Genomic DNA, 14,951 nt, shown 5'->3' on the forward strand with positions numbered 1-14,951 from the left:
AATAAGGGCGATTAGGCTCGAGTTCGATTCAACCGCAGCCCCGCACACAAACTAAGACATAACAAACCTAATACTGAGAAGGCGCCGCCACTTTCCTCAACAACGATAATGTCGGGCTCTCTGTCTCGATCGCTACTCTCCAATGGCAGCGCATACAAACTATCGGTCTCATCGGCGCTAATGGTCGCAACAATATCGCTGTAACCCACTTCATACACATCAATCAACACATCATAGTGATCCGTCGCATAACCCGTGTAGAGCGTGGTCAACACTTCGTAATCGTCCTGTGTCGAATCGCCGTAAATGGTAAATACGTCTGTGGTGTAGTAATGCACCCAAGGGCCACCATCACGACTGAGATAAAGCTCGGCAAATAAATCAGCTCTTTCATTAAGATATGCACCATTGACATCAACGTCGAAGGTCACGCTAAACGTTTGATAAAACCCATCGTAGTCAAAGTCTTCAAACAAACGACTGCTGGCATCAAAAATCGAAAAGCTGTGATACACAGGTGCGCGGTAGGGATCGTCACTGGTCGCGCTCGAACTCGGAATCCCTTGGCTCGCATGTTTCGCTGTCACTTGCTCACGCGTCATCGGCGAGGCGCCCATAAGTTGCACTCGGTTTGCCGTCGGCGCTTTGGATGATAAGGCTGGCGCCAAGGATTTCACGGCCGCAGCGGCGACTTCAGTGACATTTTTTGCGGGCGCGGCTTGTTGTAACAAAGTTAAGGCTTGTTGTTCCTGCTCGGCAGCTTGCTCGCTATTTTCCGCTTTTTTAGCAATGCCAACGCTGGCTGCAGTAAATGGCGTTAAGCTTTGCGATGACTCCAGTTCGCGGGGCTGAGCGCTAGCGGCAGATGACGCTAAAAACAACGCAGCAATAGCCGTTGCCATAAATAGCTTAATATTAACTGTGGCTGCCATATCTTGCTTATTGAGTGTGTTCATCTTGAATATCCTATGGATAACCCGTTCAAATTGGAGCTATTAAAGTGCAATGAAGGTGAACATAAGCTGAACATCAACACTCACTGTTCTCAGCTAGAAGATACGTTCAGCCCGAGTTCATCTGGAATGAGTAACACTCACCAAACTTAAACGATACAAGCACGAGCATAGAGATAGACTCGCCAACAGAACTTCAGTTCTGTCACGAATAACAAAATAACTGCCAGAGTTAATTTTGAAGGAATTGTGCCAACCAATTGGCTGATCTCTATGTGTTTGTTAAGGTGATGAGGTATTCTTAGTCGACTCGATAAGTTATCCATCTCACTCATTAACTTAAGATCGCTGAACATTGCGGGTACCCGATATGAAACTTGGTTTGACCTTGGCCCTAATCACTTGCTTATCAGCCTCCTTTGGTTGCATAGCAGGTAATGATAGACATGATGATCGCAATCAGCCTCGTAACCAAGGTGCGAAGAATGAGCAGCGCCGTCTAGCGGTCAATAGCCCTGATCAAGCGGTGGCAATGGCGCAACGACAATTTCAAGGCAAAGTATTGAGCGTACAATCCAGCGGATCGGGATATCGTATTAAAATCCTCAATAATGATGGCCAAGTATTTTCTGTTTCAGTAGATGCCGCAACGGGCCGAGTCTCGAGGAACTAACGATGCGATTGTTACTAGTTGAAGATGATATAGAACTACAGACTAACTTAAAGCAACATCTCCTCGATGCCCATTACAGTATCGATGTGGCGAGTGATGGTGAAGAAGGCTTATTTCAAGCGCTCGAATACAACTATGATGCAGCAATTATCGATGTAGGTTTACCTAAACTCGATGGTATCGCCTTGATCCGTAGCGTGCGTGAACAAAAACGCGACTTTCCTATCCTGATTTTAACCGCAAGGGACAGTTGGCAAGATAAGGTTGAAGGACTCGATGCCGGTGCCGACGACTATCTGACGAAACCTTTCCATCCCCAAGAACTCATCGCACGACTAAAAGCCCTGATCCGTCGCTCTGCCGGTAAGGCCAGCCCCCTGATCTACAACGGCCCCTTTAGCCTTAACACCAGCAGTCTAGAAGTACGTAAAGGCGAAGAACTGGTTAATCTCAGTGGTTCTGAATACAAGTTATTCGAATTTTTTATGTTGCATCAAGGCGAAGTCAAATCAAAAACTGTACTCACAGAGCATATTTACGATCAGGATTTTGATTTAGATTCTAACGTCATCGAAGTCTTTATCCGCCGGTTACGCAAAAAACTCGACCCAGATAATCAATACAACTTAATTGAAACTCTGCGCGGCCAAGGTTATCGCCTAAAAGCGTTAACGTCCGGGCAAGCAGCCGATGAGTAAACGCGCCATGGCGTGGCAAGTGTTAAACTCCCTTAAAGCGCGCTTAGTTGCCAGCGCGCTATTATTTATCTTAGTGTTATTACCTTTGATCGGCGTTGCCTTAAACGATGCCTTTACTGAACAAGTTAAAAGCGCAACCAAGAATGAACTCAGTGCCTATGTCTATTCGATTCTCGCGGTGACTGAAGTCGAAAACAAACAAATCTCCATCCCAGAGTTAGTGTTAGAGAATCGTTTTAACCTCATTCAATCAGGACTGTATGCCATTGCAACCACTGAAGACGCCAGCGGCAAACAAGATATAGTGTGGCACTCGCAATCTTTTATGGGGATTACGCCACCGCCACATTTTACCATCCCAGCCACAGGTCAAAGCGCATTTGAGCAAATCGAGCTCGCCGATCAACTCCATTTGATTTATAGCTTTAGTGTCAGTTTTGCCAGCCAAAATCAAAACGTGCCAGTGACAATCCACATCATTAAAGACGAGCGAGAATTTCAGCAGCAAATTGATCAGTTTAATCAACAGCTTTGGACTTGGCTGCTGATCTTAATGTTAGTCATGTTAGTGTTTCAATTAAGTTGGTTACTGTGGACGTTGCGACCTTTAGCACGCTTTACCCAAGAGTTACATTCCGTCGAGCAAGGTAAGTCGATGCAGCTAAGTAGCCAGTACCCCACTGAATTACAAGCGGTTGCTCGGCAGCTTAATATTTTGCTCAATACCGAACAAACCCAACGAAAACGCTATCGTAATGCCTTGGCCGACCTAGCCCATAGCCTCAAAACTCCACTGGCGGTGATCAAGAGTCAGGCCGACTTAAGCGAATCCTCCAGTGAGCAAGTATCAGTGATCAGCCGGATCATTGGCCACCAGCTAAAACGCGCCCAAACCGCAGCGGCGGCCTCGTGGCATTTAGGTATTCGTGTCGATGAAATCGCCGCTAAGTTATTACGCACGTTAGCTAAGATTTATCGAGAGCCACAAATCAATCTCAGCGGCGAGATGGTAGAACACGCAGTATTCAAAGGGGATGAAGCAGATCTGACTGAAATTCTAGGCAATTTACTCGACAACGCCTGTAAAGCCGCGAAGTCTACGGTGACATTAACGGTCACAGGCGATGCCTATCAACTGCTAATCTGTATCGAAGATGATGGCCCAGGGATCAGTGAAGCCCTGCAAAATCAAATCTTTGAACGTGGTATTCGCGCAGACTCCTACCTTCAAGGTAATGGTATTGGGCTTGCTATCGTGCGCGATTTAGTCGACAGCTATAACGGCAGAATTTCTGTCTCTCGCTCAGAAACCTTAGGTGGTGCCAAATTTAGCATCAGCTTTGCACACTCAGTTTAAGTCTTTATTTTCAATGTGATAGATTTATTACTTCTCTTAAAACTTGGCTATAAATAAATATTTAACCGCAAAACACTTTCAGCTTATGTTCATATTCACACGCCTAATATGCCCATAACATCCTCGAACAGGATTATTGGAGCAAACCATGAACAGACTACATCGATGGAATTGGCTAGTGTTAACGGCGGCATTAGTGGCCTTGCCTTTCACTACCACAGCACAGGCTGCGGGCATATCTGCGAGCCAAGGATCGAGCACAGCGGCAAGCCAAGCCAAACTCGAACAAATGCTGGCGCCTATTGCCCTGTATCCCGATAGCTTATTGACCCACATACTTATTGCCTCAACTTATCCACTCGAAATAGTGCAGGCACAGCGTTGGTTAACCCAGCGCCCCAAATCATCGATCGACCAAATTATGTCGCAAGCCGAAGATCAGGACTGGGACCCGAGCGTCAAAGCCTTGCTGGCCTTCCCGACGCTGCTGCAAAAAATGAGTGAAGATCTCGAATGGACTCAAAGACTCGGTGAAGCCTTCTTAGAAGATGAAGGCCAAGTGATGAACAGCATTCAGTCCCTAAGACAACAGGCTGATAAAGCGAATAGCTTAGCGGACATGGATAACATGGCAATTACCCGCGCCAACAATCAGATCATCATAGAACCCGCTAAGCGAGAAATCGTCTACGTCCCCTATTACGATCCACGCGTGGTTTACGGCACATGGCGTTGGGGTGTGGCTTATCCTCCTGTATATTGGGAATTTGGCGGCTATGCTGGCTATCCCTATCGTCCGAGTCATAACCATTTCTACTGGTCACCGGGCATCCATATTTCCTTTAACTACTTCTTCAGTTCGTTCCACTGGCACAACCATAAAGTGGTGGTGATCGACTATCGCCATTCACACCGATATCGCCCACGGGAAAGATACAGTGTCAGCCATGGCGCACAACCTTGGAAACATAAACCCGAACATAGACGCGGTGTGAGTTATCACAATCCAGTGGTGAAACAACGCTATTACCATGATGATAAATATCGCGGCAGAGATTCACACTCAAGCGGCAGTAAACAGCACTTCAATAGCCAATATTCGAAGTCTAAAGAACGCCAAGATACCCATAGTAATCTGGGTAATATGAGTAATCAGGGCAATAAAAGTCGTGATAATAAAGACTATCACAACGTCAGCCGTGAACGTGATAACCGCACGCCGAGTTATCAAAAAACGCAAGCCGAGTTAAAGGAACGTCGCTCCGCCCCTATGGTACAAACACCAACCCACAAGGAGCGTAATGACATGCAATCAAGACCCGTGCAGTCAAAGCCAATGCCATCAAAGGAGCCTCAGCAAAGGCAATATCAAACTCGGGAGTCACAGCCGCGTAATGTCGATCAACAAAGGGCACAGTCACAAAGGCAAGAAAAACCAAGAACTATGACCCCAAGAGTTGAAACGCCACGACCTGAAACAAGACGTACAGAGCCACAACGGATTGAACAACCAAGACAAGCAGCGCCTAGACAACGCGAAGAAGTGAGAGTGAGACAAAGTGAGCCACGCCAAAATGCGCAAACCGCTCGCTCGGTAGAACATAACCAAGGTCGATCAACTCAAAGTCAAGAACGCCGTCATAGGGAATAACAAGATATAAACTGAAAACGAGTGCCCAGGAGACTCACCCTCTTACTGGGCATTTTTATGGATTATTTATCTGTAACATCACCTCACAAAGGCAACTTCCTCCAGAGTTAATACCCTAAATATATCTCATATTCCAAAATGAACTACAAATAACAATTTTAATAACCAAATTTGCAGATATAGTCAGAGTGCGAGTCAAACTGGCTTCATCCGGTCGTCATTTGGCTCTCTTATAAACTCACATCTTGGAGGATGAAATATGGCAACCTTATTAATTGTGCCAGGGTTTGGTGGTAGCGGCCCTTTACATTGGCAAAGTTGGATTGCACAAAAATATGAATCAGCTATATGGGTCAATGACTTACCACTATTGGAGCCTAAGATTCATATCTGGGCCAATGCCATTTGCCGCGCAATCGATCAAATCGAAGGTGAAATCCTCATCCTCGCCCACAGTTTTGGCTGTTTAGCGACAAGCCTTGCCATCGCTCATCATCCACAGCGGGTAGCAGCAGCTATTTTAGTCGCGCCAGCATCACCAGCACGATTTTCTGAGAATGGACACATTCTGCCTGAACACGATGGCACTCAAACGATCAAACACTTGTTGCCAAGACATCCCTTAGGTGTCACTGGGCTTGTCATTGCCAGTGAAAACGATCCTTGGATGCCCTTTAATCAAGCTGCAAAACTGGCAAAAAAATTGGGATTCCCAACAATCAACTTAGGGTTAAGTGGCCACATTAATGTCGATTCCGGACATGGACAGTGGCCCCTCATTGATGTGCTTATTGGTAATCTTATCTATCAAATAGAAAGTGCAACTCAGAGCCTGTCTAACGATCTCACAAACTCAAACACACAAAAGACACACTTATTACATAAAAGAATATCAAATCGCAAAATGTAACTTTTTAGTTATCAATATTTGATTATAATTCCAATTACGTTGTCAAAAACCACTTACATGAGGACTTATATGGCAACCAAAGAAGATCTACAAACCGTGATCCCCGTGCTCGTCAATAGTTTAGAAAAACTACTGGGTAGAATTGAGTTTGGGACAGTGGAATTAACCTTTCACCATGGGAAATTAGTGCAATTAGAAAAGAAAGAAAAAATTCGTTTAGACCAAGTTACGCCGTCGAAATAAAAACGAAATTTACCACCCAATCAACACAGTTAGACCACATCGCTGACCGGTCAACCGGAAGCCTTATTAAATAATATGAGGATTTCGGTATGAATATTTTATCTCTCCTACAAAAAGCAACACTCACCTTAGTTTTGGCCTCTACTAGTTTTCTCGCACTCGCTGAAGATACGCTATTGAATGTTTCCTATGATCCAACCCGTGAATTCTATCGGGAATATAACCAAATCTTCAGCCAATACTGGCAAAAACAAGGCCATAAAGCCCCAACCATACGTCAATCTCACGGTGGTTCAGGCTCGCAAGCTCGCTCAGTTATCGATGGATTAGAAGCGGATGTTGTCACTCTGGCACTGGCCTATGACGTTGATGCATTAAGGCAAAAAGCGGATTTAATTCCTGAAAATTGGCAAAGTCGCCTACCACACAATAGCTCGCCCTATACCTCAACCATAGTGCTATTGGTTCGCAAGGGAAATCCAAAAAACATCCATGACTGGAATGACTTAGTTCGTGAAGGTGTCGAAGTCATTACCCCAAATCCTAAGACTTCAGGTGGGGCGCGCTGGAACTATCTCGCCGCTTGGGGTTATGCACTGAAGCAATACGGCTCAGAAGAAAAAGCGTTAGAGTTTGTCACTCAGATTTATAAAAACGTACCAGTGCTGGACTCTGGCGCCCGTGGCGCAACCAATACCTTTGTACAGCGAAAAATTGGCGATGTGTTCATCGCTTGGGAAAATGAAGCCATATTATCTGTTGAGCAGTTAGGAAAAGGTGAATTTGAAATCATTGTTCCAAGTGTCAGCATTCTTGCTGAGCCACCAGTGACAGTGGTAGATAAAAATGTCGATCGCAAAGGGACACGTAAGTTAGCAGAAGCTTACCTAGCACATCTCTATACTGATGAAGCACAACACCTAGCTGCAAAACACTTTTATCGCCCGACAAACCCAGACATTGCGTTGCAATACAAAGACAAGTTTCCACAACTGAAGCTCTTTACCATTGATGAGGTTTTTGGTGGCTGGAACAAAGCACAAAAAACTCATTTTAATGATGGTGGTCAATTCGATTCTATTTTAACCAAGATTAGCAAGTAATCTTTTACGCGGTTTCATTAATACGAAACCGCCCATTGGTTTCACTTATCTCGCGACGGAATAATGATATGAGCAAGGTTGTCATAAAATCTGTGCTACCTGGATTTGGTATTACCTTAGGCTTCTCAGTTTTATATTTAAGTTTGCTATTTCTTATTCCTGTAGCCGGATTAGTTCTGTTTACGCTGCAAATGAGTTGGGCTGACTTTTGGGTCGCCATTAGTCATCCTCAGGTTGTAGCCTCATACAAGCTGTCATTTACGGCGTCTTTTATTGGCGCCAGCATTAATGCCATTTTTGGGACTCTCGTCGCTTGGGTGTTAGTACGTTATCAATTTTTTGGTAAAAAAGTCGTCGATGCTTTAGTCGATCTGCCTTTTGCCTTACCGACGGCTGTCGCAGGTATCGCGCTCGTAACGCTTTATTCAACGACCGGGTGGGTAGGTCAATATTTACATTTATGGGGCATTAAAGTCGCCTACAGTCAAATTGGTGTTGTGATCGCCTTAACTTACATTGGATTGCCCTTTGTCGTGCGAACAGTGCAACCGGTTTTAGCAGACTTTTCAAAGGAACTTGAAGAAGCATCAGCATCCCTCGGTGCTAATCGATTAACCACCATAAGAAGAGTGATCCTACCTGCGGTATTGCCTGCATTATTAACGGGTTACGCCTTAGCCTTTGCACGTGCAGTAGGCGAATATGGTTCCGTCATTTTTATCTCGGGCAATTTGCCCTATCGCACCGAAATTACTCCGCTACTGATAGTGTCCAAAGCTGAGCAATATGACTATAACGGCGCTGCGGCTATCGGCGTGGTCATGCTCGCAGCAGCTTTCCTCTTATTGTTATTAATTAATAGCCTACAGTGGTGGGCGAGTAAAAGAGGTTAAGTCTATGGGCCAAATATCGACTGTAAATCATCAAGCTACCACTGAGGCACCTTGGATAAAGTGGAGTTTAATCGGGATCGCATTAAGCTTTCTCGCACTGTTTCTGGTTTTGCCATTAGCGGTTGTGCTCTACGGCGCATTCGAAGCGGGTCTCAAGGTCTGGTGGCAAGCCGTGACCGATCCCGATGCGCTCGCTTCCATTCGCCTCACCTTGTTAGTGTTAATTATTGTTGTGCCCACCAATGCTATTTTTGGTGTCGCCATCGCTTGGGCCATTGCTAAATTTGAGTTTAGAGGCAAAACCATACTGATCTCAATAATCGATATGCCCTTCGCTATCTCACCCGTCGTGGTCGGGCTGATTTTTGTGATCCTCTTTGGTGCCCAAGGCTGGTTTGGGCCTTGGCTTGCTGCCCATGATTTAAAAGTGATTTTTGCCGTTCCGGGCATAGTCATTGTCATCATGTTCGGCACTTTACCCTTTATTGCCCGTGAACTCATCCCACTGATGCAGCAACAGGGCAAAGATGAAGAAGAGGCCTCACTCACCCTAGGTGCCAGTGGTTTAAAGACCTTTTGGTACGTCACACTGCCGAACATTAAGTGGGGCTTACTCTACGGCGTGATCCTGTGTAATGCCCGTGCTATGGGCGAGTTTGGGGCGGTAGCAGTGGTCTCTGGACGCATTCGCGGTGAGACCAATACTATGCCGCTACACATAGAAGTGCTTTATAACGAATACATGTTTACGGCCGCGTTTGCCGTGTCATCCCTGCTCACAGGTTTAGCACTGGTCACTATCGTGCTGAAAAGCCTTGTGGAGTGGAAAGATGAGCGCAAACATCAAATTAACTAAACGCAACGTCCTTGGGAACAGAGCATTATGAGCATACACATTCAACAAGTTAATAAGCGTTTTAGTGATTTTGTTGCCGTGGACTCGGTCAATTTAGAGATCAAAACCGGAGAGCTGACAGCCCTTTTAGGTCCATCCGGCTCAGGCAAAACAACTTTACTCAGGATTATTGCCGGACTCGAACAGGCCGACAGTGGCATAGTCAGATTTAATGGCGAAGACATCACCACACAGCATGTGAGTGAACGCGGTGTCGGTTTTGTATTCCAGCATTACGCCCTGTTTAAACATATGACTGTATTCGAAAATGTCGCCTATGGACTCACAGTCAGACCACGAAAGACACGTCCGACTAAAGCAGAAATTGCCGATAAGGTGCATTCATTACTCAAACTCGTCCAATTAGATTGGACTGCTAATCGCTATCCATCACAACTTTCAGGCGGTCAAAGGCAACGCATCGCACTCGCCCGCGCGCTTGCGGTCGAACCTAAGGTTCTATTGTTAGACGAACCCTTTGGCGCGCTCGATGCAAAAGTGCGCGCAGAATTACGCCGCTGGTTAAGACGCTTACACGATGAGATTAATGTCACTACCGTATTTGTGACCCATGATCAGGAAGAAGCACTCGAAGTCGCAGACAAAATCGTGGTGATGAATCAAGGGCGTATCGAGCAGCAAGGTACGCCAGAAGAAGTCTATGATAATCCAAGCAATCCTTTTGTGTACGAGTTTCTTGGCAATGTGAACCTATTTCATGCCCGAGTAAAACAAGGGCATAGCACTATAGGCAATATTCACATTCCCTCACCTGAGCACACGATTAACGAAGAGCAACAAGGCTTAGCCTATGTGCGCCCACACGAAATCGAGGTACTGACACAACCAACTGAAAATGCCCTTAAAGTCAGTTTAGACTTAGTGACCATAGTTGGCCCTGCAGTGAGATTAGAAGTCCTAACTGAGCTAGATAACCAACTGATCCATGTTGAATTATCTAAAGTGCAATTTAAACAGCTTGGCATAAACAAAGGTGATAGCGCTTGGATCCAGCCACGCTATACCAAAGTCTTTTTAGGGGAAGGCATTTAGCCACTCACCGCCCTAATCAATAGATCAGAACTTCAAGGTCAAGGACTGACCTTCACCCATTCCCTGCCACTCAACACTCAAATCCATAATCTCATTGAGAATATGATCAAAATCTGTTTGGTTAACAGTAGGAACTGCTAAGTCTCGACTGCTACAGGCTTGCTCTAACAGATAAATAAAGCCGTCATAGGTTGGCGTTTCACCCGACCACAGTAACGACTGCAGGGTCTCAACTATGGATTCGGTTTGCCACACCTCCGTTTTATCAGCGATGCCGCGGGAGGTTTCATTATGCTCTAAGGTAAAGCTGATATCGGCGCCAGCTCTGATCTGCGAGAAGAAAGCGCCTTGAATATGCAGGCGTTTTTCAACCACATAGTGGATCATATCGTGAGGTGCTATACCTTGTTCTGGCATTTGGGTTTGGGTCGCACTACCGTCCATGCGCACACAGCGCAACTGGCCATAACGCTGAGTACCTTTAGTGAAGATGACTTGCATAAAACCATCCTTAGTATTTTGATTAATGCATGCATAATGCGAACTCAAGTATAGTCCAACTCTGCGCCAGCATTAGAAAAACAACAACACTCTGCCGTTATAAATTACGCTGGATAAAGCGGAAGCACTCTTCTGCCGCTAAGGGTTTACTAAAGTAAAACCCTTGCACTAAGTCGCACCCCATGCTCGACAATAATACCAATTGCGCCTCATTTTCAACCCCTTCAGCGACCACAGTTAACCCTAATTCATGGGACATAGAAATAGTTGCAGCGCTAATGGCTGCATCGTTCGGGTCGGTCTCAATATCCTTCACAAAGGATCGGTCAAGCTTTAACCTGTCTAAGGGCAAGAGTTTCAAATAGGATAAAGAGGAATATCCTGTACCAAAATCATCGATGGCGAGCTCGATACCATGTTGGCGCAATTCCGCTAATAGGCGCGCATTCTGCTCAGGATATTGCATCGTCACACTCTCGGTAATCTCCAGCTCCAGTGCGCCTTTGCCCAACTTATGCTTCACCAGCACATTGGTAATATCGGCGACTATCGTATCCTTACGGAGTTGATGTGCTGACAGATTCACTGCCATTCGCAACTCAGTGGCACCCGCTGCGCGCCAGACAGCAAGTTGCGCCATCGCCGTTTCTAACACCCATTGGCCAATTGGGATGATCATGTCGATCTCTTCGGCAATGGGAATAAAACGGTCAGGCGCTATCATGCCAAATTCGGGATGCTGCCAGCGCACAAGCGCTTCGACACTGACCACTTGCCCGCTTCTAATATCAATTTGTGGCTGATAATGAAGTCGTAATTCGTCGTTTGCTAACACTTGCCTTAGGCCAGTTTCAATATGCTGGCGCTCAGTGATCAAGGTGTTCATTGCCGCAGTAAAGAATTGATAGTTATTGCGTCCAGCCGCTTTTGCGCGGTACATGGCCATATCGGCATTTTTCATCAAGGCTTCAACACTGTCACCATCATTGGGGAATAAACTGATCCCTATACTTGGCGATGAATGTAATGCTTGATTATTAATCACATAGGTTTGACTCAAACCACTGCGCAGCGCCTCGGCTAAACTGGCCACTTCATCATGGTTCGTATCGGACAAGGCAACCACAAACTCATCGCCCCCCAAACGCGCCACAGTATCATTATCACCAACGATGTATTTCAAACGTCGGGCCACCTCTAGCAGCAGTTGATCGCCCACATGATGGCCCAAGGTATCGTTGATATTTTTAAAGTGGTCCATGTCGATGAACATTACCGCTATTTGGCTGTGGGATACCAGAGCATCCTTAAACACCACTTCGAGGCGCGACTGCAAGCTCAGTCGATTAGGCAATAAGGTCAAAGAGTCATGATGGGCAAGGAAATGAATGCGTTCCTCACTGACTTTACGCTCACTGATATCGGTAAAGCTGCCAATATAGTGACTCACGGCACCAGAATCATCCCGCACCACAGACATCATCAACCATTTCGGGAAATCGTAGCCTTGTTTATGCCTATCCCAGACTTCACCTTGCCAGAAACCCGTTTGTTCGAGGGCAGCACGGACTTGAGAATCGATACTTTTATCCGTTCGTTCAGCCTCTATAAAACGGCAGTTTTTACCAATAATGTCCTCTCGGGAATAACCCGTGATCTGAGAAAATGCGCTATTCACATCCACAATGATATCGTTGGCATCCATAATCGTGATGCCTTCACCACTCTGCTGAAATACTTGCGCCAAGAGATTTACCCGCGCAACGGTACGCTCCTGCTCGGTAATATCTTCGACGATAAACAAAATAAGCTGTTCACCATTAGCACCTGTAACTAAAGCCCCGTTAAGGCGCACCGCCACTAATTGGCCATTTCTATGTAAATAATGCTTCTGATAGGGACCATAACGGCGCGTCTGCTTTAAGCGCTCTAATTGCTCAGTTTCACTTAATTGATAACGCTTTGGGGTAAGATCCCAAGGATCAAGTTGATTAAGCTCATCGAGTGAATAACCCGTAATCGCTTGAAAGGCGGGGTTAATCGCCACAAATTGACCATCATCTAAACGTTTAAGCACATGCCCCACAGGGGCCTTATCAAATAGGTTTCGATATTTTTGCTCACTTTCGACCAAGGTAGCTTGAAAAGCCTGACGGCGGGCAATTTCCTTCGACAATGCCATGGTTTTTTCTGTCACTTTTTCGGCAATACGTTGGCGCTCGCCGGAGGAAACCAGTGTCATACCGCCCACGACCGCACAAGTGATAAAGGCGAGCAGCAGCATCAGTAGCGATAAGCTAAAAGTATCGCCCATCAGCACCGCATAGGATTGATAAATCACTATATGCCAATGACGATCCGCTAACATCAGGTTTGCCTGAAAATACTGCCCAGTTTTATCGCTGAAGAGCTTACTGCTAAATTCGGGAAACGATTTTCGAGTATTGCTATAAAGTAAGGTACCGCCCGCACTCATATCTGTAAGTTGCCACTGCAACCCTTTTACACTATCAACATCATCAATAATGCCTTGCAAATCAATTACGGCAGAACAAAACCCTGAGATCTTACCCAATCTGTCAAAAGCAGGAGCAATGAGTAAGGTGCCACCAGGGCCATTGGGATCTTGTGCTAGTTGAATCTTGGCTGTCATCACTGGTGCTAACGTCGCACGCACTTTTGCTATGGCTGCGGCTCGCGTCGGCTCACTATTGAGATCTAATCCCAAGGCCGCTTCGTTACCTATCTGCGGCTGAATATACATCACAGGGACTAGCCAACCATCAGTATTCGCCTGCCAGCCTTCGGGACGAGTCACTTTGTAGGAACCACCAACCACAGAACGAATGGATGCCTCAAAACTTTGCTGATCGGCTGCCGCCACAAGCGGTGACCAAGACCAAGCTCTAAAGCCATCCTTCATCAACATATTGCGTTTGCCAAACTGTACAAACTCATCCTCAGAAACCTGCTCGCTATTATCGAACAAGCTTGCTAAGGCAACAATTTGTTGGAGGTTAGCATCTTGAAAACTTTCAATATTGCTAATAATTGCATTAGATTGAACCAGAAACTTATCCCGTAACTGTTGGCGCTGATTCATATCTGAGTAGTAATAAATCCCCACGCAGAATAAAAAGCCCACCAGCAAAGGCACACCCGTCTGAATGCGGCGAGAACGCCAAATAACTCGCTTATCAAATAGCAACATAGTCAGAGGGATAAAAATCACGGCACCGAGCAAATCCCCAGTCCACCAATTTATTAAACTACCCAGTAAATCGGACTGTGGAATCGTACCGTTAATCACTAAGGAGAAATTGCCAAAAACAGTCGCTACTGTACAAGTTAAAGCTAAACTCAAGCAGGATTTAATGACGGCGTTAGGATTGTCTAGGGTGAATAAATGATCGACCCGCCCAAGAACATAGGCAGAAAGCACTGCCTGTATAGATGAGCCAATTGAAATCGCAAAGGGCAACCACCCCCAATGGATATGTCCGCTAATGTTGAGATTAATCAACAAAGAACCAATGAACACGCCAATCCAAGGCGCATATTCTTTCCATAAAACACAAGCGGCAATAGCAATACCTGCGGCAGGCCAAATTGCAGCAGAATATCCAGGCGGCAAAGCAATCATCAAACCAATTTTACCTACAATAACGTAAGCTAAGGCGATGAAAATGTTTACCTTAAGGTATGGGATAAATGACTTTATGTGTAGTCCTTCATGCTGACGCACTTCGAGAATTGAGAAGCATCATGCCCTACTCACAGGCTCAATCTCAAGCACATATCAGGGGCGAGATAAGTTCACAGTTTAATAATCGGTTTATCTAATGTAAATAGCGTAAATGACTGACACAATCACTCATTTAACGTGATGTTTTTATTTGGGATGCCGATCTCAAATGCACTTAATCACACAGCCAAACTTAGCGAGCCCAATCTTGCGACAAACAAGCTAACCCATCAAGACAACTACCGGCAACATTAGCCCCGCCATAGAAGTTAAGCT

The 14,951-nt window shown here is 45.6% G+C and carries 13 protein-coding genes; 10 read left to right on the forward strand and 3 right to left on the reverse strand.

Translation table 11 applies throughout. The features are described 5' to 3' along the window. Positions 1–11: 11 nt before the first annotated feature. Positions 12–956 carry a choice-of-anchor H family protein gene (locus L5M40_RS11905; protein WP_198572430.1) on the reverse strand — a complete coding sequence of 315 codons (945 nt, stop codon included), beginning with the start codon at positions 954–956 and terminating at the stop codon, positions 12–14. A gap of 367 nt (positions 957–1,323) precedes the next feature. Here L5M40_RS11905 and L5M40_RS11910 point away from each other — a divergent pair, with 367 nt between their 5' ends. From L5M40_RS11910 to L5M40_RS11955, 10 genes are all read left to right on the forward strand, one after another. Beyond that, entirely contained in the window at positions 1,324–1,626 is a 303-nt protein-coding gene (locus L5M40_RS11910) for a PepSY domain-containing protein (RefSeq protein ID WP_105250671.1), read from the forward strand. A gap of 2 nt (positions 1,627–1,628) precedes the next feature. After that, the gene (locus tag L5M40_RS11915; RefSeq protein ID WP_105250672.1) at positions 1,629–2,324 is read left to right on the forward strand and encodes a response regulator transcription factor; all 696 of its coding nucleotides are present in this window, start codon (positions 1,629–1,631) and stop codon (positions 2,322–2,324) included. After that, positions 2,317–3,681 (forward strand): ATP-binding protein, encoded by a 1,365-nt coding sequence (locus L5M40_RS11920; protein WP_198572432.1) that lies wholly within the window; start codon positions 2,317–2,319, stop codon positions 3,679–3,681. Before L5M40_RS11915 ends, L5M40_RS11920 begins: the two co-directional genes overlap by 8 nt. A gap of 148 nt (positions 3,682–3,829) precedes the next feature. Continuing rightward, positions 3,830–5,332, forward strand: coding sequence for a DUF3300 domain-containing protein (locus L5M40_RS11925; RefSeq protein WP_263176888.1), 1,503 nt, complete (start codon positions 3,830–3,832; stop codon positions 5,330–5,332). Between the two features lie 259 nt (positions 5,333–5,591). After that, positions 5,592–6,242, forward strand: a complete 651-nt coding sequence (locus L5M40_RS11930; RefSeq protein ID WP_113940224.1) for an alpha/beta hydrolase — start codon at positions 5,592–5,594, stop codon at positions 6,240–6,242. Between the two features lie 69 nt (positions 6,243–6,311). Beyond that, on the forward strand, positions 6,312–6,485 hold the full coding sequence (locus L5M40_RS11935; RefSeq protein WP_105250676.1) for a YezD family protein: 174 nt from the start codon (positions 6,312–6,314) through the stop codon (positions 6,483–6,485). 89 nt (positions 6,486–6,574) lie between these two features. Beyond that, the gene (locus L5M40_RS11940) at positions 6,575–7,588 is read left to right on the forward strand and encodes a sulfate ABC transporter substrate-binding protein (protein ID WP_263176890.1); all 1,014 of its coding nucleotides are present in this window, start codon (positions 6,575–6,577) and stop codon (positions 7,586–7,588) included. Between the two features lie 68 nt (positions 7,589–7,656). Next, positions 7,657–8,481 carry a sulfate ABC transporter permease subunit CysT gene (gene cysT, locus L5M40_RS11945; RefSeq protein ID WP_011790693.1) on the forward strand — a complete coding sequence of 275 codons (825 nt, stop codon included), beginning with the start codon at positions 7,657–7,659 and terminating at the stop codon, positions 8,479–8,481. A 4-nt stretch (positions 8,482–8,485) separates the two neighbouring features. Beyond that, positions 8,486–9,337 (forward strand): sulfate ABC transporter permease subunit CysW, encoded by an 852-nt coding sequence (gene cysW / locus L5M40_RS11950; RefSeq protein WP_014609850.1) that lies wholly within the window; start codon positions 8,486–8,488, stop codon positions 9,335–9,337. Between the two features lie 27 nt (positions 9,338–9,364). Continuing rightward, positions 9,365–10,429, forward strand: coding sequence for a sulfate/molybdate ABC transporter ATP-binding protein (locus L5M40_RS11955; protein ID WP_263176891.1), 1,065 nt, complete (start codon positions 9,365–9,367; stop codon positions 10,427–10,429). 24 nt (positions 10,430–10,453) lie between these two features. Here the strand turns inward: L5M40_RS11955 and L5M40_RS11960 are convergent, their stop codons facing one another. Continuing rightward, positions 10,454–10,930, reverse strand: coding sequence for a cytoplasmic protein (locus tag L5M40_RS11960; RefSeq protein ID WP_131525512.1), 477 nt, complete (start codon positions 10,928–10,930; stop codon positions 10,454–10,456). Positions 10,931–11,027: 97 nt separating this feature from the next. Further along, positions 11,028–14,675, reverse strand: coding sequence for an EAL domain-containing protein (locus tag L5M40_RS11965; protein WP_263256693.1), 3,648 nt, complete (start codon positions 14,673–14,675; stop codon positions 11,028–11,030). Positions 14,676–14,951 lie beyond the last annotated feature (276 nt).

Source organism: Shewanella sp. SM68, from assembly GCF_025653925.1.
GTDB lineage: Bacteria > Pseudomonadota > Gammaproteobacteria > Enterobacterales > Shewanellaceae > Shewanella > Shewanella oncorhynchi.

Coding starts and splice junctions, on each gene's coding strand:
- L5M40_RS11930 (WP_113940224.1), top strand. CDS start 5,592: ATGGCAACCTTATTAATTGTGCCAGGGTTTGGTGGTAGCGGCCCTTTA.
- L5M40_RS11910 (WP_105250671.1), top strand. CDS start 1,324: ATGAAACTTGGTTTGACCTTGGCCCTAATCACTTGCTTATCAGCCTCC.
- cysT (WP_011790693.1), top strand. CDS start 7,657: ATGAGCAAGGTTGTCATAAAATCTGTGCTACCTGGATTTGGTATTACC.
- L5M40_RS11905 (WP_198572430.1), bottom strand. CDS start 956: ATGAACACACTCAATAAGCAAGATATGGCAGCCACAGTTAATATTAAG.
- L5M40_RS11925 (WP_263176888.1), top strand. CDS start 3,830: ATGAACAGACTACATCGATGGAATTGGCTAGTGTTAACGGCGGCATTA.
- L5M40_RS11935 (WP_105250676.1), top strand. CDS start 6,312: ATGGCAACCAAAGAAGATCTACAAACCGTGATCCCCGTGCTCGTCAAT.
- L5M40_RS11920 (WP_198572432.1), top strand. CDS start 2,317: ATGAGTAAACGCGCCATGGCGTGGCAAGTGTTAAACTCCCTTAAAGCG.
- L5M40_RS11915 (WP_105250672.1), top strand. CDS start 1,629: ATGCGATTGTTACTAGTTGAAGATGATATAGAACTACAGACTAACTTA.
- L5M40_RS11960 (WP_131525512.1), bottom strand. CDS start 10,930: ATGCAAGTCATCTTCACTAAAGGTACTCAGCGTTATGGCCAGTTGCGC.
- L5M40_RS11955 (WP_263176891.1), top strand. CDS start 9,365: ATGAGCATACACATTCAACAAGTTAATAAGCGTTTTAGTGATTTTGTT.
- L5M40_RS11940 (WP_263176890.1), top strand. CDS start 6,575: ATGAATATTTTATCTCTCCTACAAAAAGCAACACTCACCTTAGTTTTG.
- cysW (WP_014609850.1), top strand. CDS start 8,486: ATGGGCCAAATATCGACTGTAAATCATCAAGCTACCACTGAGGCACCT.